Below are 20289 nucleotides of genomic sequence, written 5' to 3' on the forward strand. Positions count from 1 at the left end.
TCAGATAGCATCTGAAAATATCAGATCATCCTCTGTAATCTCATTATTATCACTGATCAGTGCAGCTCTTTCTACAAGTGCTTTAAGTTCACGCACATTTCCCGGCCAGCCATGATTGAGCATGTCTTCCAGGGCACCTTTTGAAAATGCCTTCAGAGGCATCCGGTTCTGGTCACAAAAGTGTTTGAGGAAATATTTTGCGAGGATCAGCACATCATTTCCCCGGTCTCGAAGCGGTGGCAGATGAATAAGAAATCCCTGAAGCCGGTAGTAAAGATCTTCCCGGAACAGGCCTTCTTTTACTCGTTGTCCAAGATTTTTATTGGTCGCAGCGAGGACTCTTACGTCCAGTTGAATTTCTTTATTGCTTCCCAGGCGGGTAATCTTACTTTCCTGAAGTACGCGAAGTAGTTTGGTTTGAAGGCCCAGTTCCATTTCTCCGATTTCGTCGAGAAAAATTGTCCCCCCGTTTGCTTCTTCGAATTTACCGATTCTCCTTCCTGATGCGCCGGTAAATGCACCTTTTTCATGGCCAAACAATTCACTTTCGATGAGGTCTGCGGGAATTGCGGCTACGTTTACCGGAATAAATGGGCGACGGGCGCGGGGAGAGTTGTAGTGAATCGTATTGGCAATTACCTCTTTACCTGTTCCACTTTCACCGGTAATGAGGACGAGGATATTGCTTTTTTCGACTTTTTGAATGAGTTTAAGCACTTTGAGTATGCCCTGGCTTTCACCGATAACCTGGTTATAGCGGTTTCTATCGATGATTTCCTCACGGAGTACCTCGACTTCTTTCTTCAGGTTCACGTGAGAGCTGAGATTTTTCACCACATTAGAAAGCTCGACCAGCGCATTATCATTTTTAATGATATAATTATTCGCGCCATTTTTATATGCGTCTACAACGACGTCCACTTTCTCTTGTCCGGAGAGAATAATCGTCGATATGTCTTCATTGTATTGCCGGATTTTTTTCAGGATATCCATTCCATTCATATCCGGAAGATTGTAGTCAATACTGACAATGTCGGGTTGAAGGTGAATATTATCAAAGAACTCTTTACCGCTCTTAAATATTCTGACATCATAGCTGTCATCCCGTTCAAGGGTACGTTGCAGAACCTTTCCGAATATTTCGTCATCCTCAATGACAAAAACTTTATTAATGAAATTTCTTTTCATTATTTGAATTTTTTTATTTGGAAAGCAAATTAGACTACTTCCTATTTAAAAGGAAACCATATAGTGTTTAAATGTTACAAGAAAGCACGTCAGGCAAAACCACCTTCTACAACATACGCATTGCCAATATATTGCATGTAAAAATTTACACGCTATTAACTTTTTAAGGTATGGATCAAATGCAATATTTGAGCTTCAAAATAATATCTAATATAGACAATGAATTCAGAAGCGCTTACTATCAACCTGACTCATTTGAAGAGTATAATTGGAGACGACAATGAGTTTGTAATCGAAATTTTGGAAATGATTCAAAATCAATCTCCTGGTGTAGTAGCTGATATGGAAGTTTTACTGGAGAACCACGATTACCGGGCATTGGGGGAGGTGGCCCACAAATACAAATCCTCTATAAATATTTTAGGAAACCCGGTATTATCGGGAATGATCAGAGAGATTGAGAACACAGCTATTGACGCGCCGAATCAGGATGTGTTACAGAATCTGGTTCAGGAGTTCAGGGAGACTTGCGACAGTCTGCTTCAGGTCATCGAGAACGAATTGCAGCAATTGCATTAGGGTGGTGCGTATCCTGCCTGGTCGCAATCTTCCAACCTAACAGGCCGGCGGCAAAAAAACATCTTCTATCCACTCCAGTTTCATCCTCACATATCCAAAAGAATGTGGTTCCAGCCTCTGATACCCGCTACTCCCCCTTAGCCGCCAATAATCTTTCTCCGTCGTAAGCATACAGTCCGCCTGACTTGTGCCAAAAATGTCAATCAACATCCTTATATCTCGTTCGCGATAAAAGTAGTGATCCCGGAATTCTTTATTTACCACAATTTCATACCCCGCATCTCTGATCGTTTGTTGAAACGAACCAGCGTTTCCGATTCCCGAAAACAACATGACCTTCATTCCTGGCCTAATTTCCGGTAAATCACTATTCACCGGAAATACAATCTTATTTAATACCGGCCGGCAAAATATAACAGGCTTATGCCAGCGCTCTAAACGCTTTCTCAAACCGGGAATCTGCGCTTCTTCTTCCACCTTATTCACTACCAGATAATCTGCGCGCTTCAGACCTGATATGGGTTCCCTGAGGTTCCCTGCTGGCAAGACCAGATCCCGATCAGGCATTCTCGTAGCATCAATTACTACAATATCTTTATCCCGGTCTACTTTTCTATGCTGAAATGCATCATCCAGAATGATAAAATCTGCATGATACTCGTCTATCAAACGCCTGATACCAGTCTTACGATCTTCGCAAACTGCAACAGATATTTCGGGAAATTTTCCTGCAACCTGCAAAGCCTCATCGCCAAAGTCCTTTGCTGTCCCTTTCCCCGGATCCACCTTAAAAAAACCTTTTGTCTTGCGTCCATACCCTCTGCTGAGATAAGCAAGCTTTTTTATGTTAGCCTCCTTCAGATAAAAATCAATCATATACTCTGCCAGTGGCGTTTTTCCCGTACCGCCTGTAGATATATTGCCAATGGAAACCACAGGAACATCCGGGCGGTAAATTTTCAGCCAGCCTTTATCATAGAGATAATTTCTCAGCCAGATTATCAACCTGTAAACAGGAATCAAAGGGAATAAAATCCTACGCAAATACCGTTTTATTAATTTTTAGGATAATATGTCTTTAACCACTTTTCCGTGTACATCTGTCAGACGAAATCTGCGCCCCTGATGTTTGAAGGTAAGCCGTTCATGATCGACACCCAACAGATGCATCAATGTCGCCTGAAAATCGTGAATATGCACAGGGTTCTCCGCCACATTATAACCAAACTCATCGGTTTGGCCAAAGGTAAGTCCAGCTTTAACCCCTGCACCTGCCATCCAGATTGTAAAACAGCGAGGATGATGATCCCGGCCATAATTGGTTTTGGTAAGTTTTCCCTGAGAATAGTTGGTGCGGCCAAACTCTCCCCCCCAAATAACCAATGTATCTTCCAGCAACCCTCTCATTTTCAGGTCTCTGACCAAAGCAGCCGATGCCTGATCCGTCTCTTTCGCCTGAACCTTGATCGCATTAGGCAAATTGCCATGCTGGTCCCATCCCTCGTGATATAATTGTACAAATTTCACATCCCGCTCAATCAATCTTCGTGCAAGCAGGCAGTTTGCTGCATAAGTCCCGGGAATACGCGCATCCGCCCCATACATATCGTAAATATAATCGGGTTCACCTGACAAATCCATTACTTCCGGTACGGAGGTCTGCATGCGGTGTGCCATTTCATATTGCGCGATTTTGGCCTGTATTTCGGGATCTTCCACGGCATCGTACTGGATCTCCTGAAGTTCTTTGAGGTATTCTATCTGGCGTTGCCTGTCCATGCCGTCAATCCCTCCGGGATTGCTCAGATACAAAACGGCGTCTTTTGCTGCGCGAAACTGTACGCCCTGATGCCTGGAAGGCAGAAACCCACTCCCCCACGACCGTGCATACAATGGCTGCCCACGTTTATCTTTTGTGATAAGGACACAAAATGCCGGAAGGTTTTCATTATCATTTCCCAGCCCATAACTAATCCATGCGCCAATAGAAGGTCTGCCTGGTTGCTGCGAACCTGTCTGGATAAATGTCACTGCCGGGTCATGATTGATCGCCTCCGTGTACATTGATTTGATAAAACACAGCTCATCCACAACTCCGGCAGTATGCGGGAATAATTCACTCACCCATGCACCACTCTGTCCATGTCGCGCAAAGGTAAACTGAGGGCCGGCAAGCGGAAAGGATTTTTGCCCGGAAGTCATACCGGTAAGGCGTTGCCCTTTTCGGATTGATTCGGGAAGTTCTTCCCCGTTTCGCTCTACCAGCAGAGGTTTATAGTCAAACGATTCGAGCTGCGAGGGTGCGCCACTCTGGAAAAGGTAAATTACTCTTTTGACTTTTGGAGCAAAATGCGGCGAACCCAAAACACCACGGGTAGGGTCAAACTGTGTTCCCGGTGTATTTTTGCCCAGCATTATACCCGGTCCCAGCAATGATCCCAACGCTACGGCTCCCAGTCCAAGCGTAGTTTTCGTCAGGAAATCCCGACGTGTATAAGCGTGGTTGATATTTTTGCAATTAGCCATAACGCATTATCTTTTGGTGTAAAACTCATCGTGGTTCATCATCATACTTGCGACAATCGCCATCGCGGCGGATTCGGATAAGGGAAGCGTTTCATCGCGAAGCTTATCTCCCGTTTGAAGCAACAACCTGGCGGATTCTGTATCGCGGCTATATTTTTTCAATTCTTCTTCATACAGTCGGGCCAGCACGTCAACCTCCCCGGGAGCTGGTCTCCTTCCTGTCGCCAGGCGAAATCCATATACAACACGATCATTGAGTGTTTCACCGCCTTCCCGGATCATCCTTTCGCCCAAAAATCTCGCTGCCTCCACAAACTGAGGGTCATTCATTAAAATCAAGGCCTGCATGGGCGTATTGGTATTCTGTCTTCGCACTACGCAACTGTTACGGTCAGAGGCATCAAAGGCCGTCATGGCAGGCGGAGGAGAAGTGCGGCGAATGAATGTGTACATACTGCGCCGGTAGAGGCTTTCGCCAGTGTCTGGTTTGTAATTGAGCAGAATATAGGAGAAGTTGTTTTTCTCAATCCAAAGACCTTCTGGTTGATACGGTTTCACGCTGGGCCCTCCGGGTTTTTGCACCAGGAGCCCGCTTGCAGCGAGGGCATGATCCCGAATCATCTCAGCAGAAAGACGATGTCTCGGCCCTCTTGCCAGCAAGAGGTTGTAGGGATCTCTCTCCTGAAGATCCTCGCGTGTCTTTGACGACTGCCGGTAGGTTGCCGACATGACGATCAGTTTCTGCATGGCCTTCACATCCCAGCCCGACTCGACAAAGGTCACCGCCAGCCAGTCCAGCAAAGCCGGATGCGTGGGAAGCGCCCCCTGACTGCCAAAGTCTTCCGGTGTGGTCACAATTCCCTGACCAAAATACATTTGCCAATAACGATTAACGGTAACCCGGGCCGTCGTTGGATGTTCTGGATTCAATAACCATTTTGCCAGCCCCAGACGATTGGCAGGTAAATTTTGGGGGAAATCACCCAACTCATGGGGAATGCCGGGAGAGACTTCTTCCCTGGGAGCATCGTATGCGCCACGATCCAGGACAAACATGGCCCTGGGTTTTGCCATTTCTTCCATCACCATCACTTCATCGACAGTGCTTCTCAGTGCGAGCTGTTTTTCTTTCAGGCGAAGTAAGGAGTCAAACTGTGTCTGCCAGCCCACTTCGGATCTGGCCAGATAGTGTTTCAGCCAACTGTTTTTATCGGTTGCTGACAGGTTATCTATTCTCCAATCCGTTTCTTTTCCCGCTATTAAAGCGACTTCAGGAGGCGTAAGACTCTGCCGAAAAATTTGTATCTCATCGATTTTTCCGATATAAATCCCATTGTCTCCGCTAAAACTCCGATGTGATTTTCCAACCTGTATAGAGCGATCTTCAAAATCGTGTGTGCTGGACCTTACGGGCTTTATCGACTTATACAAATGGTCAAACACAGCCGTCTGATTTGCCGGCCGGCCATTGATATACAAATGAAGGCCCTCCTGATTTCCCCTTCCATCATAAGTAAACATCACATGTGTCCAGGTGTCAGGCGGGATCAATTCGTTTGACTTTACGTGCAGATAATTGTGGGGTAAAGAATGGATCAATCGGGTTTCGAGGTGTCCTTCCGTATCCAGGGTGAGTTCCCAACCACGCCAGAAGTTGTTTTTACTTCCGGTGGTTCCCATAATGGTCATATTTTTCCCTTTTTCTTCCGGGTAAATCCAGGCTCCGGCAGAATAAGCCTCTGTCATTTCGAATGTGCCTGCTTTTTCGAGATGAACAAGATCATATTCGCTGTCAAAACGAAAAGCCTTGCCTATTTTCCCTTCAACGATTTCGGGTTCGCCGGAGACAGAAGCAAGGGGATTATTGTCGACAATTGAAGTTTTACCTTTTGTGATTTTTTCAAGCGGAAAACGGAAGTTCGGGTCAGGTTTTTTCGGCGGATCGATTTTTTGCAGGTAGTGCCCAATCTCCCGAACTTTTTCCTCAGTAAGTACCAGTTTCTTTTCAGCTGCTGCGATTTGCTGTTTCAAAGTCTCCAGACCGGAGGCTGTTTTTTCATCGGGCAACATAAGACTTGGGCCATAATTGCCATCATCCCCGGTCATTCCCAGTTCTTTGACATTATTGAAAAACGCCGATATCTGATAAAATTCCTTTTGGGATAATGGGTCAAACTTGTGGTCATGGCAGCGGGCACATTCAATGGTAAGCCCCAGAAAAGCCCGGGAAGTAGTGGTAGCGCGGTCAAATACATATTCGAGTCGCCATTCTTCATCAACCACTCCACCTTCGGCTGTCATGGGGTGGTTTCGGTGAAATGCTGTTGCCAGCCGCTGGTCAGTCGTCGCATCAGGTAAAAGATCGCCTGCGAGCTGCCAGGTGACAAATTTATCGAAAGGCATATTTTCCCGAAACGATTTTATCACCCAATCGCGCCAGGGCCACATCAGCCGGTATCCGTCGGCATGAAGCCCATGAGAATCGGCATAGCGGGCGACATCCAGCCATTCGAGGGTCATTCTTTCGGCGTAGGCATCTGTAGTAAGCAGGCGATCCACTACTTTTTCATAGGCATCAGGAGAATCATCGGCTAAAAAAGCATCCATTTCGTCTATGGTGGGAGGAAGGCCTGTAAGGTCAAGTGTTACTCTTCGAAGAAGCCTTTCTTTGTCTGCTTCGGGGGAAGGGGAAATTCCTTCATTTTCCAGATTCTTTAGTACAAAATGGTCGACAGGATTACGAACCCATTCGGTTTGCTTCACTGTTGGAACGGGAGGTTTTTGCGGAGAAATAAATGCCCAGTGGGGTTTCCATTCGGCGCCCTCGCTAATCCATTTGGCGATCAGGGCTTTTTCGTATTCATCCAGTATCAGGTTTGATTCCGGCGGCGGCATCATTGATTCGGGGTCAGCAGAGCGGATACGGTCAATGACTTTACTTCTGCGCAAACTGCCGGGCACAATCGCATGGCCTCCGGATTCGGAGAGTGCTTTTTTGGCGTCGGATTCGATATCCAGACGAAGATCCGCTTCCCGCTTTTTTTCATCCGGCCCGTGACAGCTATAACACCGGTCTGAAAGAATTGGCCGGATATGGTAGTTATAATCTACTTTTTCCGGGAGTCGTGCCAGGACCACCGGGTCGTCAGAAATCCTGGGCCCACAGGCATTCAGAAATAATCCTGACAACAGCCACAGGCAGGAAATGATTGACACTTCTTTTCTCATGATGCAGAAGGTATGGGGAAAATCGTTGCGCACTCAATATAAGGAAAACAAAATACATTTATTTTCCCCAACCCCTGTCCCGCACTGTATGCCTGTCTATCTCATAAACAGTCCGCCATTGATGTCAATGGTTTCGCCGGTAATAAAATCATTCTCCACCAGCATGACTACGGCTTTTGCGATATGATCACTTACGCCGTTGCGCTGAAGCGGGGTATTTCCGGCAAAGGTTTTCATTCTTTCGGGGGTAGAGTATTTTTCGTGGAATGGCGTAACGATCACACCGGGAGCAACCGCATTTACCCTGATGGCAGGGGCAAGTTCTTTGGCAGCGCCACGGGTAAAGGAATCAATCGCACTTTTCGAAGCCCCATAAGCGGTAGCCGTAGGGGCACCGTGTCGAATGGCAATTGAGGTCATATTGACGATATTGGGGTCAGTCCCTTTTTCCAGCAGAGGCACACAAAGGCGGGTAATGAGCATGGGAGCCAGAGTATTGAGGGCAAATATTTCAGCCATGGTATCCCATTCCAGCTCTGTTATTTTCTGTCTTTCGATCAATCCGCCGGCGTTGTTAAACAAAACATCCAGTTTTTCTGTATGTTTTTTCAGTTCGTCCACCAGTTGATGGCAGCCAGCCTCAGTAGAGAGATTCGCCTGAATAAGAATAGCGGTTCCACCTTTGGCAGCGATATTTTCAGCGACTTTTTCTGCAGGGCCTTTTGAGCTATTGTAGTGCACAAAAATCGTATTACCGGGGGCAAGCAATTCAGCGGTAGCTGCACCGATTCCTGTACTGGCGCCGGTGATGAGGATTGTTTTAGACATAATCGTATGATTGGGGAATGCGCGTGTTAATAAAAAATCTACTTGATACCCTGTTCATTCAGCATTGCCCGGTACTGGTTGGCATAAGCGGTATGCTCCGCCTGAGTAACCGAGAAATGATGATGCCCGGAACCGTCGATTTTTGCACAGAAAAACATATAACTATGCCTTTCATTATTGAGCACAGCATCTATTGACGGAATGGAAGGCGTACAAATCGGTGCAGGCGGAAGTCCCGGGTATAAATAAGTATTGTAGGGGGAGTCGACCTGAAGGTGCTTGTTGAGAACTCTTCGGATGGTAAAATCACCTACCGCGTACTTCACAGTCGGATCAGCCTGAAGCGGCCATTTGTCGCGGACACGGTTGAGGTAAACCCCGGCTATTCTGGCCTTTTCGTCATTCTGATTGGTTTCCTCTTCAATAATGGAAGCCATAGTCATAACCTCCAGGCGATTCAGACCGATTTTCTCCCGTTTGGCATTTCTGTCATCATTCCAGAAACGTTTGTATTCTTTAAACATCTTATCATAAAACTCTTCCGGCTCGATATCCCAGTACATTTCATATGTATTGGGGATAAAAATCGCCATAGAAGTTTCCGGAGTAAGGCCATTTCGTTTGGCGAGAAACTCTTTGTCAGCCATTACCGCCAGGAGATCCTTATCGCTCATCATCAGCTTTTCCCCTACATAAGCAGCGAGTTGCTCTTTGGTTCGAAACTTCACAAAGGTAAAATTGATAGGCGTCTGCTGGCCTGAGCGGAGAAGCGTAACCAGCTCCCGGTTGCTCATTCCGTTTTCGACAATATATCTGCCGGAGTGAACATTATTGGGGTAGTTCATCTGTTCGGCTACCCAGTGAAAGCCTTCAGGATCAGTGATAAGTTTTTGTGCCAGAAGTTGTTCGCCAACCTTGATATAGTCCCAGCCTTTATAGACATAAAACTCATGCGCTTTACCATCTTCCGTTCTGACCGTAGGTGTAAACACCTTTCGGTAATAGGGCAGAGCAAAGAGGATAATCGCGAGAACAATTCCCAGTAAAACGATCGGTCTTGTGAGTGTTTTCTTCATTGCGGAAGATTTGTTAATCAAATTACGTTTTTTTTCGCCAATGCGTATGTAACTTTGACTGCAAATATACTCAGCATGAAGGAAGAACTCACTCGTTCGCACAAATTTAAGCTCTGGAAATCGCACCTCGAAGCCAATGGACTGGATATTCACAATATAGAAGAGGTTTATACACGCTATCGGTACAATGGTGAGGCTCTATTTGCCCTTGTCATGCTGGACGCGACGACTCCGGAGGGAGACAAGATTCCGCCGATTTGTTTTATAAAGGGAGAAATCGTGTCTGTACTGATTTGCCTGATTGACAAAGATACAAGGGAGAAGTTCCTGCTTCTGGTGAAACAGCGAAGAATCTGCAACGGAGGATTTATCTTCGAGCATGTAGCCGGGATGGTTGACATAGACGACGATCCGCACGACGTGGCAGTAAGAGAGACCGAAGAGGAGTCAGGTTTGAAGGTGGATAAAAGCCAGATCATATCACTTAATGAGGAACCCTTGTTTGTCTCCAGCGGCACCTCCGACGAGGCGTTGTATTTTTATTACTGCGAACTGGAGATGAGCCGGGAAGAAATTGATTCTTTTCAAGGTCGGCAAATGGGGCTAGACCACGAACACGAGCGCATCTACACTCACGTCGCGACCATCCCCGAAGCCCGCAAACTCATCACCAATACCAACGGGCTGCTTAATATTTATCTGTATCTGGAGGCGGTGGGGTAACACAATACCATTCCCTCTATGGTACTAATGCGGAATACTCAAATACCGGGAATCCCCGCTCGCCTTTGTCGTCATAAAAATCGGTAAACCTAAGCTTGTAATAATATCCCTTCGTGTCCCGCACGAGGAATAGCCGGTCCGAATAGACCACGTACCGCGCCGGCGGGCCAAACAGATACTCCTTCCAGTCAAAGCCTATTTCGTCAATATGGCTGGTGAAATCAAAGCGGGCGGTGTCTGCCAGGGTCAGCGATTCAAAAACCATTGTGCTGTCGCTCACTTCAGCGGTTTTTACAGCATATCGGTTGCTCAACGCGCCGGTCAGCCAGTAAGGGAATCCGTCGGAATAGCGATAGGAATAATAGCTGAAACACAGATCCCAGTCTTCTTTGGGTGGCTCGACAATTACCGGCCCGTCTGTCTCAAGGGAAAAAAAACTAAAATTGGAGGTGCTGTTTTTGGCGACAGATGCAGATTGCGGGTTGCTGCCATCGAGGTCTGCATAGTGAAAATAGTAGGTATCGCTTTCCAGACTGTCAAATACAATTTTTTTATACCCCCGCAAGTCCTGACTTCCGTCATATCCGCGATCGAGCAGCCACACACGTCCGTTGCCTTCACCGGTCTCAGGATTCAGCCAGCCGCCGATGGCGGTGAAGTTCAGGTCGCCGACGGCGCTGTCAAAGGCGAATGTATAATTTTTCATTTCGGCCACTGTCCATACGCGATCAAAATCGGTAACTCCGGCATCGGCGACCTGCATATAGTTGGCGCTGTTGAGGATAATATGCCAGCCGTCAGCAGATGCTTCAAAACCGAGATCCCAGGATTCCCTGGCAACAATGTGCTCCAGCCCGGTGCTGAGTTGGAAAAACACCTGGTTTTTGGAGGTGACAGCACCTAGTTTTTCGTCGTATGCTGACATCGGAATTGTGACGGTCTTCAACTCTTCAGAAGGAATATAGGGAGCCAATGGCGTATCCTCCCGAAAACATCCGGAAAGAAAGAAACCAAAGAAAATGATTAACAGTATGTTTTTCATTAAGTGTGAAAATTGAGGAACTTATTTCATAACATTTTATCTATACCTGCTGCCTTTGCGAGGCTCTGCGTATAACTTCGCTTTGCTGATTTTCGCGGATGGATGGAACGCAGATGGCGCAGATTGTGCTGATTTTCGCGGATGGATGGAACGCAGATGGCGCAGATTGTGCTGATTTTCGCGGATAGATGGAACGCAGATGGTGCAGATTGTGCTGATTTTCGCGGATAGATGGAACGCAGATGGCGCAGATTGTGCTGATTTTCGCGGTGGGGTGGTGGTGGTTAGTCCGTTTCATCTTTTTCCAGTTTGAGATTGAGTCTGATGAAAAAACTGCGACCCAAAGCTATCGCTGCGCCGTTTCCTCCGCTATGTGCACCGCCCGAACCAGTGGCGTTTACATTCGTCACATTAAACAGGTTTTTGACGCCTGCACTGGTCGAAATCCGCTGATTCCACCAGCTTCTCTCCACGGTTACATCTGCCATATGATAACCTGAAATTCGTGTGGTGACAAGCTCCGGGCTTTCCTCATTTCCCTGATTTCGGAATCCCTGAACAGGGCCATTGTATTTGTAGAAACCTGCGATCGTCATTTGCGAGCGAGGAATCTGCCAACTGAACCGGAAGGTGGAATTGGAGGAAACGTTTACCGGTGGCTGAAGAGAAAAGTTTGCAATAAATGTCTGACGCCCCAACAGTGCCGTTCCGACTTCAAGTTTAAGCCCGCTTTTTTGCCAGGACAATAATACTTGTCCGCCGGCAGTATTGAGCTTTTCCAGATTAAAATAAGTGAGGGAAATATCGCTTACGCCGGTAAATGCCAGTTCGATTTTATCGCGTATGGCATTATAAAACGCAGCGACTTCTGCTTTCCACAGGGTTTCACCTGATAGTTTCTGCCAATTGGCGGACAGCTGAAAATTGTGTGAATACTCCGCTTGCAGGCCGGGATTACCGGTGATGTTGTGGTTTACATCGATAAATTCGAAGTACAGCTCCCGCAGCGAGGGAGCGCGAAATCCCCTGGCATAAGAGGTACGCAATGTCCACTGAGGGTTCAGAGAATATTTGACATGGAGCGAAGGAGCCACAGGTGCGGGATACAGCGAGTTATGAGAAAAACGCACACCTGGGCGCAAAACGAGCCGGGTAACAGGCTGATATTCTGCACTGGAAAAGATCGCGTAATCCTCGATATTTCGTCTTCCTGCCAAAATTTTCCCACCAGTAGCGGTTTCGGCGTTGACATCATAACCGGTTTGCAGAGACAAATTTGCACCCGCAAACCGATGTGAAAATGTGCCCCGGCTCATGATCGCCTGAAAGCCGTCGTGTCCGGCCTGTGCGGGGAGTTCGGTTGTGTCCAGGCTGACCAGATCTTTTCGGATCACCGTTTTGAAACGGTTGTAATCCGAAAATGCCGCCAAAGCGGAAAAGCTGCTTTTTTCCGAAATCTTCCAGTCACCGTGAATTTTGATATTGGCACGAAGGGTCTGATAATTTTCATCCAGGGCGTAGGGACGGTAGATTCCGGCAACTGCACCTTTGAGGATCAGCAGTTCATCAAAGTAGTCTCCCGTAAGCCGCATGCGTAAATCTTTATTTTCCCATCCGTAGCTTCCCGAACCAAACAACTGCCTTTTGGGATTCCACAAGGGAGGCCTTTCGCCTGCATCGGCTACACTACCTCCGAAAAAATTTCTCCCGCCGCCTAATGAAAGCTGATGGCTGCCTTTTTTGAGAAATACATCGCCGCTGTAATTGTGGAAACCTTCGGATGGAGAAATTCCCGGTCCGGCAGTTGCTTCATACGCGGTAAGATTTGCTGACCAGGCAGCTTCATTGGATTTCCGGGTAATGAGGTTGATCACCCCTGCGAGGGCATTTGTGCCATATTCGACTGACATAGGGCCTTCCACCACTTCTATTCGCTCCACCTGATTGAGCGGAAGCTGGCTGAGGTCGAGTTCGCCCCCCAGTCTTCCTACAACAGGTACCCCATCGATGAGAATTTTTACATTTTCCCCCGAGACACCCTGAAGCTGCATGACCGAACCCATAACCGGGTCGTTGGACATCAACGTATTGAGTTCCGAGCGCATGAGGTCATCAAGGGTATTGGCGGCCTGCGCCTCTATTCGCCTGCGGTCGATCACCTGAATACGAAATGTAGAACGACTGGCCCGCAAAGGCGCGTGTTGCCCGGTGATGACCACATCGTTGAGGAGATACTTTGCGGTATCAACCTTTTCAGACTGGCCATTCACACCGGGCAGCGCAACTGTAAAAACGCAAATAAGGCAAATGAAAAACTTCAGATACATGGCATTTTCTTTACCGGATAACCACCTTGCGGACAACTGAACCGGCCGAGGATTCCATTCTGACCAGATAAATACCGGCAGGCAGTCCCTGAGTGTTGAATGTTATCTGCTGAAGGCCATAGTAGTTTTGAGATGGGGTCTGATAAATATTTTTTCCGGAAAGATCAGTCAGGGAAATACCGATACGGGTATTGTTTTTGGGCTCAAATACCAGCGTAAATTGGTCAGAAGCCGGGTTGGGAAACAGCCCTACTGAGTAGAATAACCCTTCCTGCGGGTCAAGTGCCGTAGTGAGGTTGGTTTTGGTAAATGTAAAATCACCGGTCTGAGCGCCGCCAAACCCGGTAAAAGTCAGTTCGTAAATTTCCCCGTCCAGCGCTTTTACGAAATAGGTAAGAGAATCCTCAATCACCCATACATTGGCAGTCATATTATACGACTTCCAGTCATAGCCAATGGTTGAGATAGCGGCAGAGAAAGTCAGACCGGCTGTATCAGCAATACTGACAGTATTCAGATCCACCTGATGAAGTTCGGCGATTTCTACTCCGTTGTTGGAGAGGACACCAGAAACCGGATAATAAACACCAGGCGCAAGCAGCCCCAGGTATTTGGCAAAACGCAGATCCCAGTCTGTAGCAGCCGGTTCGCGGTCGAGGGTACTGTCTCCGGCAAATGAATAATATCCAAAAAGCCGGTCAGTAAAGTCCGATTTTTTGAGTGTGGAAGTCGTTTCGGCAGAGCCGTCGAGGTTGGCGTGGGTAAATGTATAAATACCCGAAATAAGATTATCAATCTTTATTTTCTTCACTGAGCCATCGGCAAAGGCGAGAAGGTACAACGAATCGCCAATGACATGGTGATTGATCGGATTGTAAACACCCCAGCCCAGGTCAAAGTCATTGCCGGGTTCTACCCCGAGGTTAAATGCACCAGCTTCCCAGGACTGATCTGAGTCATACTGAAAGGGCCATGAAGCATAGCCTGCAGTATCAAGCGTAGCCCATACGGTAGCATCTGCATTGGGTACTTTTTTCAATTTCAGGCCTTTGGCGGTATTGACACGAATGGCTGCGGCAAACCCGCTAATCTGAAAAGCGAGATCCCAGTTATCGCCGGGCGAAGATTTCACCACCCCATTTGCCAGACTGTAAAAACTTTCCTGAGTATAGCCAGGACTAACAGAAACCGTTTCCTGAGCAAAGGCAAACTGAATAAAAAACAGGAGAATCAGGTTAAACAGAATATAAATGCGTTTCATTTGTTAAATTATTGAATGATTGGTACGGCAAAACTACCCGTAGCCGTTCATTCAAAATACCCCAAAAGGAATAAAAAATAACAAATAAGAAGAAGCGCTCAAAAAGGCAACAAAATTGCCAAAGGGCAAGTTATACACTATATTTGAGGCGTTTTTGGAAATTCAACAAAGTGCGTATCTACCATGAATGTATCATTTTTTGTCCCTGTAGATCAAAAAAATAACGAAAAAAATCGAGTAGATTTTATCAGATTGGATGAAGACATTGCCCTCGTAAAGGTGAATAATACATCTGGCGATATGGTAAAGATTCGCGGTGAGCTCGATCCCAATCTTATTCAGTTTTATTTCTGTACAGCGGGCGGGGCCGAATTTTCCTTTCACCATGGTGCTTACGTAAGAAATCTTGAAGCGGAAAATGCCTTTCTGTTTTACAATCCCACCAGCCCGTTGCCACATGATCTTAATATCGGACCAAATACAAGGCTTCTGGCTTTATTTGTGAGTGTCAAAAAACTACATCAGCTGTTTGTGAGGGATTCGGACGAATTGTCTTTCCTCAACAATGAAAATATCACCAAAAAGTTTTACGGTTCGCGCCCTATTTCCACGGCACTTTCCATGGTCATTGAGCCGCTCTATCATTTCCAGATTTCAGAGGCAGCCAAAAATCTGTACTACCGGGGAAAAGTGTTTGAGATATTGAGCATGTACTTTAGCAGGGAAGACGAAAAAGTTGCTGACAACTGTCCGTTTCTACTGGATGAGCAAAATGTGGAGAAAATTCGCCTGGCAAAGAAGATCCTGCTGGAGCGAATGAGCGAGCCGCCAGCGTTACCTGAACTTGCCCGGGAGGTGGGGTTAAATGAGTATCAGTTGAAGGTAGGATTTAAGAATATCTATGGAAACACGGTGTATAAATTTCTTACCGATTACCGCATGGACCAATCAAAAAAAATGCTTGACACTGGTGGTTTTCGGGTCAATGAGGTAAGTTCAAACATCGGCTTTGCCAACCCCAGCCACTTTATTGCAGCCTTCAGGAAAAAGTTTGGGATCACGCCCAAGAAGTATTTACAGTTTATCGGGAAGTAAAATAAGGTGGTTCGACGTGTTATTTTCCACCTCACACATTCTCTCTCAACGCCATCAGTCCGGCGAAAGTCAATGCCCCATTGAGCAGGAGAATCTCAAAACCAAAACTGTAGCCCAGTGACGGGCTTATCGCCTGAATCGCATAGCTCAGCACAGGAGCGGCAATACAAATCAATGGCACCCAACGGTCGCGAACCTTCCATTCGGTAAACAGACCAAACGCAAACAGCCCCAGCAGCGGGCCATAGGTGTAGCCAGCAAGTTTAAATATCTCATTGATGACCGCATCGTCGCTCATCGCCTTAAATATCAGAATGGCGAGAAACATTACAAATGAAAAACCGATGTGTACATACTGACGGGTACGTTTTTTCCATTCACCGTCTTCCCGTTTTTCAAAGTTGAGAATATCGACACAAAAAGAAGTTGTAAGCGCGGTAAGTGTCGAGTCGGCACTCGAATAGGCCGCCGCAATAATCCCAAGGATAAAAACAATTCCGGCCACAGGCCCCAGATAGTTGAGCGAAAGCAGTGGAAATAACTGATCCGTTTTGCGGCAGATCATTTCCCCCGAAACTGCATCTTTTACCTGAATGAGACAATTTCCATCAAATACCTCGTGTACAATTCCCGTCTCATTTCCGTAAATGTACAGCAGTACACCAAGGCTCATAAAAAGCAGATTGGCGAGTACAAGCGTAATAGAAAACCAGAACATATTTTTTTGTGCATCGGGCAAAGATCGGCAAGTCAGGTTTTTTTGCATCATATCCTGGTCCAGGCCCGTCATTACAATGGCGATAAATGCACCGCTGAAAAACTGTTTAAAAAAATTATTGGCAGGGCCCCATTCCCAGAAAAATATCTTCGAATGTGGATTCTCAGAAACCTTTTCCACAAGTGAAAGGAAGCCCAGGTTCAGATCGTCTGCGATAAAATACACTGCCAGCCCGGCACCAGCAAGCAGGAAAAAAGTCTGAAGCGTATCTGTCCAGACGATCGTTTTTATGCCTCCCCGAAAAGTATAAATATAGATCAGCGCAATGGAGAGAAAAGTGGTGATGCCAAATGGAATCCCAAAATAGTCGAATACCGCCAGTTGCAATACAATGACTACCAGATAAAGCCGGAGGCTGGAGCCTACGATACGCGACACGATAAACAATACGGCCCCCGATTTATACGAACTCATTCCAAACCGCTCATCCAGATACCCATAAATGGAAGTGAGGTTAAGCCGGTAGTAGAGCGGGAGAAGTACCGTTGCGATGACAAAATACCCCAGCAGATAACCAATCACCATCTGCATATATGCCCATTGCCCCGTGCCGACAGCCCCCGGGACAGAAATAAAAGTCACACCCGACAGAGAGGCCCCAATCATACCAAAAGCAACGAGATACCAGGGCGAATTGCGGTCGGCAGTAAAGAAGGTTTTTTCGCTTGCATTTTTTCCTGTAAACCAGGAAATCAGAAACAATAAGCCAAAATAGGCCCCGATAACAGCCAGCGTAAGTGTTGGATTCATTTTGTGAATTTAGTCCGATTTACTATCTCCGACAAAATAATCGTCTCTATGGGCAAATAAAACGTTAAATGACGTCAGGCTTCCATATACACGGGTGATGTATTGCTGAATATTCACCTTTTCTTCGTCGCTGAGGTTCGGACTTTTGTTGACGTTTTGCTCTAATACCCGCATACGGTCGCGGATCATAACGATTTTATGGAAGAAAGTTTCGATAGGAATTTCTTTCGGTTTCATGCTATTATCACCGGGTTTGAGAATCATCGTTCCTCCTTTCCATTTTGAGCCCAGATGAACCGTTTCTCCAGTGTCATGCCATTTGCGTAGAATCTGCACCAGTACTTTTTCAACATCTCCCAGACTCAATCGTTCTTCCGGAATGGGAGCCAGCTCGATCACTTGCAGGTCGGCAAAATTTTTATCTATGGCTTTTTCACCGAAGTTGGGAAAAGCGACATTGTAGAAAGACTTCGTATTGTCAAGGATAATCCCGTCTCCATATTGCGGATGGCGGACTCTGGTACCGATAGATAGTGGGTTCATTGATTTTTATTTTCAATTTGTAAAAATTTATTTCGGCCTCCAAAGGAAATATGGAAGAAAATCATCGCCGAATGTCTTTTGAGTGACAGGCGATTATCAGGATAATTATTAACTATGCAGCTATTTCCGAATTAAATGGATAAAGAACAAGATTACACTTTGCCTGCTGTTTATGTTATTATTCCCGCTTATAATGAGGAGGAGTCCATATCCAGGGTAGTCCGTGATATTCCGGCCGCGCTTGTGCGCGAAGTAGTGGTTGTCAGCAATGGTTCGACGGATGCTACAGAAACAAATGCTGCGCTTGCAGGTGCTACCGTGCTAAGAGAAGAACGCAAGGGGTATGGTTATGCATGTTTGAAAGGATTGGCCTATCTTGCGGAAAAACGCGGAGAAGAAAAACCAGAAATTGTCGTTTTTCTGGATGGAGATTATTCTGATTATCCGGAGGAAATGCCTATGTTGACAGGTCCGATCGTAGATGAAGGGTATGATATGGTAATTGGCTCACGGGAATTGGGGAACCGGGAAAAAGGCTCCATGATGCCGCAGCAGGTTTTTGGCAACTGGCTGGCGACGACGCTGATCAGGCTGCTCTACCGGGTAAATTTTTCCGACCTGGGGCCTTTCCGGGCGATCACGTGGGATGCCTTGCAGAAAATCAATATGCAGGATCAGACTTTTGGATGGACGGTAGAGATGCAGGTAAAGGCCGCCAAACTCAAGATGAAATGCCTCGATGTCCCGGTAAAATATCGCCGTCGCATCGGCGTTTCGAAGGTTACAGGAACCATTAAAGGCACGATTATGGCCGGATACAAAATACTCTGGACAATTTTCAAATTGATTTAATGACTGTGTTGGAGCAAATCTTTGAATATATCGTACTTGGTCTTTACGGGCTATCCATGATGCTGATTGTGGCGTATAGTCTTGGTCAGTTTCACCTGGTGGTAACTTTTATTCGTAACAGGAAAAAATATCAGCCAGAATTGCCGCTTACGGGCAATGACAACCTTCCTTTTGTAACCGTTCAGCTTCCTGTTTACAATGAATTGTACGTCGTCGAGCGACTGCTGGAAGCCATTGCGGCCTTTGATTATCCGGCGGATCGATTTGAAATCCAGTTGCTGGATGATTCTGACGACGAGTCATTTGAAGTTGCGGCCAGGAAGGTCGCCGGGATGAAAGCCAGAGGCCTGCAGATCGAACATATCCGCCGCCCAACCCGGACAGGGTTTAAGGCCGGCGCGCTTGCGTACGGGATGGAATTCGCCAAAGGCGAGTTTATCGCTATCTTTGATGCCGATTTTCTGCCTCGCCCCAGCTACCTCCGCGCCGCACTTGCCAATTTTACCGATCCCAATATCGGTGTTGTTCAGGCGCGCTGGGAACATATCAACCGCAGTTATTCAATGTTTACCGAGGCGCAGGCTTTCCACCTCGATGCACATTTTACGATTGAACAGTTTAGCCGGGACAAGGGAGGATTTTACATAAACTTCAACGGTACTGCCGGGATATGGCGGAAAACATGTATCATCGACGCAGGGGGTTGGGAAGCCGATACCCTGACCGAAGATCTTGATCTGAGTTACCGGGCGCAGATTCGCGGCTGGAAGTTTTGTTATGTCGATGAAATCGGTACACCCGCAGAGCTACCGGCAGAAATGGGCGCGATCAAATCACAGCAATACCGGTGGATGAAGGGGGGAGCTGAGGTCGCCCGCAAGATGTTGGGGAGGCTCTGGGCTTCAGAGGCATCGGTCGTGCGCAAACTTCACGGAACCCTTCATTTGCTTAGCAGTTCGGTATTTATTCTTGTGCTGATTATGGGAATAACCAGCGTACCGATGCTTTACATCAAACACGAATTGCTAAACGGAAGCATTGGGCTGCTGATGTTACCCATTGCAGGGTTAATGTTTTGTTTTGTGGTACTTGGGTTTATGTATGTGGTGACATTCACCCGAAGAGAGGGGGGGATAAAGGCCGGGCTAAAACGGTTTGCCATTCACTATATTCCTTTCCTTTCATTTTCGATGGGGCTGGCACTTCACAATTCGCTCGCAGTCATTCAAGGGTATCGCGGAAAAAAGACGCCATTTATCCGCACCCCCAAGTTTAACCTGATCAACCGCGCAGATACCTGGAGAAACGTGAAATACAAAACGCGGAAAGTCAAACCCGAAGTGTGGGGCGAGTTTTTGATGGCAGCGTATTTCGGGCTGGGAATATGGATGTCTTTTTACTTCAACGACTTTGCGGTTTTACCCTTTTTCCTGATGCAGGCTGCAGGTTTTGCAGCGGTAAGTGTATTTAGCTTCAGGCATGCGGGGAGGTGA

16 protein-coding genes are annotated in these 20289 nt (G+C 46.7%); 5 read left to right on the forward strand and 11 right to left on the reverse strand.

The genetic code is table 11. From position 1 onward, the window contains the following. The gene (locus R3D00_30460; protein ID MEZ4777537.1) at positions 1-1188 is read right to left on the reverse strand and encodes a sigma-54 dependent transcriptional regulator; all 1188 of its coding nucleotides are present in this window, start codon (positions 1186-1188) and stop codon (positions 1-3) included. 219 nt (positions 1189-1407) lie between these two features. Here R3D00_30460 and R3D00_30465 point away from each other — a divergent pair, with 219 nt between their 5' ends. Continuing rightward, on the forward strand, positions 1408-1767 hold the full coding sequence (locus R3D00_30465) for an Hpt domain-containing protein (GenBank protein MEZ4777538.1): 360 nt from the start codon (positions 1408-1410) through the stop codon (positions 1765-1767). Positions 1768-1803: 36 nt separating this feature from the next. On the opposite strand, the gene lpxK is transcribed toward R3D00_30465, so the two are convergent. The 5 genes from lpxK to mltG form a co-directional block, all read right to left on the reverse strand. After that, complete coding sequence (lpxK, locus tag R3D00_30470; protein ID MEZ4777539.1) at positions 1804-2811, reverse strand: tetraacyldisaccharide 4'-kinase; 1008 nt, start codon at positions 2809-2811, stop codon at positions 1804-1806. An 18-nt stretch (positions 2812-2829) separates the two neighbouring features. Further along, positions 2830-4293 carry a DUF1501 domain-containing protein gene (locus R3D00_30475; GenBank protein MEZ4777540.1) on the reverse strand — a complete coding sequence of 488 codons (1464 nt, stop codon included), beginning with the start codon at positions 4291-4293 and terminating at the stop codon, positions 2830-2832. A 6-nt stretch (positions 4294-4299) separates the two neighbouring features. Beyond that, positions 4300-7521: a DUF1553 domain-containing protein gene (locus tag R3D00_30480; protein MEZ4777541.1), complete on the reverse strand. Its 3222-nt coding sequence runs from the start codon at positions 7519-7521 to the stop codon at positions 4300-4302. 96 nt (positions 7522-7617) lie between these two features. Next, positions 7618-8349 (reverse strand): SDR family oxidoreductase, encoded by a 732-nt coding sequence (locus tag R3D00_30485; protein MEZ4777542.1) that lies wholly within the window; start codon positions 8347-8349, stop codon positions 7618-7620. 38 nt (positions 8350-8387) lie between these two features. Further along, on the reverse strand, positions 8388-9425 hold the full coding sequence (gene mltG / locus R3D00_30490; protein MEZ4777543.1) for an endolytic transglycosylase MltG: 1038 nt from the start codon (positions 9423-9425) through the stop codon (positions 8388-8390). Between the two features lie 75 nt (positions 9426-9500). Here mltG and R3D00_30495 point away from each other — a divergent pair, with 75 nt between their 5' ends. Then, positions 9501-10148, forward strand: coding sequence for an NUDIX domain-containing protein (locus tag R3D00_30495; GenBank protein ID MEZ4777544.1), 648 nt, complete (start codon positions 9501-9503; stop codon positions 10146-10148). A 16-nt stretch (positions 10149-10164) separates the two neighbouring features. Here R3D00_30495 and R3D00_30500 read toward each other — a convergent pair whose 3' ends face one another. From R3D00_30500 to R3D00_30510, 3 genes are all read right to left on the reverse strand, one after another. Continuing rightward, on the reverse strand, positions 10165-11190 hold the full coding sequence (locus R3D00_30500; protein MEZ4777545.1) for an HmuY family protein: 1026 nt from the start codon (positions 11188-11190) through the stop codon (positions 10165-10167). Between the two features lie 284 nt (positions 11191-11474). Further along, positions 11475-13517, reverse strand: a complete 2043-nt coding sequence (locus R3D00_30505; GenBank protein MEZ4777546.1) for a TonB-dependent receptor — start codon at positions 13515-13517, stop codon at positions 11475-11477. A 10-nt stretch (positions 13518-13527) separates the two neighbouring features. Continuing rightward, positions 13528-14778 (reverse strand): T9SS type A sorting domain-containing protein, encoded by a 1251-nt coding sequence (locus R3D00_30510; GenBank protein MEZ4777547.1) that lies wholly within the window; start codon positions 14776-14778, stop codon positions 13528-13530. Positions 14779-14961: 183 nt separating this feature from the next. Between R3D00_30510 and R3D00_30515 the strand changes: the two genes are divergently transcribed. After that, positions 14962-15873, forward strand: a complete 912-nt coding sequence (locus R3D00_30515) for an AraC family transcriptional regulator (protein ID MEZ4777548.1) — start codon at positions 14962-14964, stop codon at positions 15871-15873. Between the two features lie 31 nt (positions 15874-15904). Here R3D00_30515 and R3D00_30520 read toward each other — a convergent pair whose 3' ends face one another. Both R3D00_30520 and R3D00_30525 read right to left on the reverse strand, forming a co-directional pair. Beyond that, positions 15905-17401, reverse strand: coding sequence for a sodium:solute symporter (locus tag R3D00_30520; protein MEZ4777549.1), 1497 nt, complete (start codon positions 17399-17401; stop codon positions 15905-15907). A 9-nt stretch (positions 17402-17410) separates the two neighbouring features. Continuing rightward, on the reverse strand, positions 17411-17944 hold the full coding sequence (locus R3D00_30525) for a hypothetical protein (protein MEZ4777550.1): 534 nt from the start codon (positions 17942-17944) through the stop codon (positions 17411-17413). Positions 17945-18079: 135 nt separating this feature from the next. Here R3D00_30525 and R3D00_30530 point away from each other — a divergent pair, with 135 nt between their 5' ends. Further along, complete coding sequence (locus tag R3D00_30530) at positions 18080-18796, forward strand: glycosyltransferase family 2 protein (protein MEZ4777551.1); 717 nt, start codon at positions 18080-18082, stop codon at positions 18794-18796. After that, on the forward strand, positions 18796-20289 hold the full coding sequence (locus R3D00_30535) for a glycosyltransferase family 2 protein (GenBank protein ID MEZ4777552.1): 1494 nt from the start codon (positions 18796-18798) through the stop codon (positions 20287-20289). The genes R3D00_30530 and R3D00_30535 overlap by 1 nt, the downstream gene beginning before the upstream one ends.

Source organism: Bacteroidia bacterium, from assembly GCA_041391665.1.
Taxonomy (GTDB): Bacteria; Bacteroidota; Bacteroidia; order J057; family J057; genus JAGQVA01.